Genomic DNA, 1,869 nt, shown 5'->3' on the forward strand with positions numbered 1-1,869 from the left:
GGCCCGCCGACCCCGGCACCCGCCCCACCACCCCGATCCGCCCCGTCGCCCCCTGGCCCCGCGCCGAGCAGCGCGCCCCCGCCCCGTTGCGGTACCGCGTCCGCGGTCTCGTCGCGGCACTGTCGGTCGCGGTCTTCCTCGCCACCGGCGCCGGCTGGGCGATGGTCGGCGGCACCAGCGGTCTGACCACCGCGGACGTGACCGGACCGCACGTCGCCGACGGCGCGACCGACATCCTGCTGGTCGGCAGCGACTCCCGGGTCGACGCCCGCGGCAACCCGCTGCCCCGCGAGGTCCTCGACGCCCTGGACGCGGGCGACGCCGACGGCCAGGACAACACCGACACCCTGATGCTGGTCCGCATCCCGGACGACCCCGACCTCGGCGCCTCCGCGGTGTCGATCCCGCGCGATTCCTGGGTCGACGTCCCCGGCCTCGGCACACACAAGATCAACTCTGCGCTGGCGCGCGGTGCGGCGACGGCCCGGCCGGATCTGATCCGGCGGGGGCTGGGCGGGCCGGACCTGGAGCGGGAGGCCAACGCCGCGGGCAGCAGGCTGCTCGTGCGCACCGTCGAGGAGCTCACCGGTGTCTCGATCGACCACTACGCCCAGGTCAACCTGGCCGGGTTCGCCGAGATCACCCGCGCGCTCGGCGGCGTCCCGGTGTGCCTCAGGGCCCCGGTGCGCGACAGCTACTCCGGCGCCGACTTCGCCGCGGGCCCGCAGACCGTGCAGGGCGCCCAGGCCCTGCAGTTCGTCCGTCAGCGGCACGGCCTGCCCGAGGGGGACCTCGACCGGGTCCGTCGCCAGCAGGCGTTCCTCGCAGGGCTGACCCACCGGCTCCTGTCGGCGGGCACCCTCACCGACCCGACGGCCGTCGCCGACCTGATGCAGGCGGTCAACGGTGCCGTCGTGCTCGACCAGGGCTGGGACCTCACCTCGATGCTCGCCCACGCCGCGCAGCTGCGCGGTGACCGGGTCACCTTCCGCACCGTCCCCACCGGCCGGGCCGACTACCGGACCGGCAGCGAGGGTGTCGCGGTGAAGGTCGACCCGGCGCAGGTCACGGCGTTCTTCGCCGGGCTGGCCGCGCCCGGGGCACCGGCCGAACCCGGGGACGGCGACGACGCGGACTCCGCCGCGCCGGCGGTATCGGCCCCGGCCACGACGGAGAGCGGGACCGGACGGGCCGCGGTGCCCCGGGGTGACCCGACCCCGCCCGCCGACACCCAGCCCGAGCTGACCGCCGACGGGGTGCCCTGCGTCGACTGACGCGGCCCCGTCACCCCGGCCGAGGAGCCTCCCATCACTGAGATCATCGACTTCCTGACCTCCGTCCCGTTGTGGGTGGTGGTGCTCGTCGCGGGGCTGGTCACCCTCGGTGAGACCACGATCGGCGTCGGGCTGGTCCTGCCCGGCGAGACCGTGCTCATCGCCGCCGCGATGGCCGTCCCGGACGTCCCGGCCGCGGTGCTGGTCACCGGTGTGGTCGCGGTCGCCGCCGCCTGCGGCGACGCGATCGGCTACGCGATCGGCCGCCGTTTCGGCCCGCGGCTGCGCGGGTCGCGGGTCATCGGCCGGATGGGCCGCGACGCCTGGGACGATGCCGCCCGCACCCTGCGCCGCTGGGGTCCGTGGGCGGTGCTCGGCGCCCGGTTCCTGCCGGTGGTGCGCACGATGACCCCGGCCGCGGCGGGGGCGTCCGGGCTGCCGCTGCGGCGGTTCCTGCCCGCCGTCGTCGTCGGGGCGACGGTCTGGTCGGCCGTGCACGTGACCGCCGGGTTCCTGCTGCGCGAGGCCGCCGAGCAGTTCGAGAAGGCCTTCGGGATCGCCGGCTGGGTGGTCCTGGCGGTCGTGGTCGTCGCCG

Annotated in this window: 2 protein-coding genes; both read left to right on the forward strand. The window is 76.5% G+C overall.

Translation table 11 applies throughout. The annotated features are described in order from the left end of the window. Positions 1–1,274 (forward strand): LCP family protein (locus GTW08_RS22360; RefSeq protein ID WP_161152472.1); only part of this gene is annotated, 1,274 nt, incomplete at its 5' end. A 78-nt stretch (positions 1,275–1,352) separates the two neighbouring features. Next, the coding region (locus GTW08_RS22365; RefSeq protein ID WP_161152473.1) for a VTT domain-containing protein at positions 1,353–1,869 on the forward strand (517 nt) is incomplete at its 3' end.

Source organism: Pseudonocardia sp. SID8383 (assembly GCF_009864975.1).
Lineage (GTDB): Bacteria > Actinomycetota > Actinomycetes > Mycobacteriales > Pseudonocardiaceae > Pseudonocardia > Pseudonocardia alni.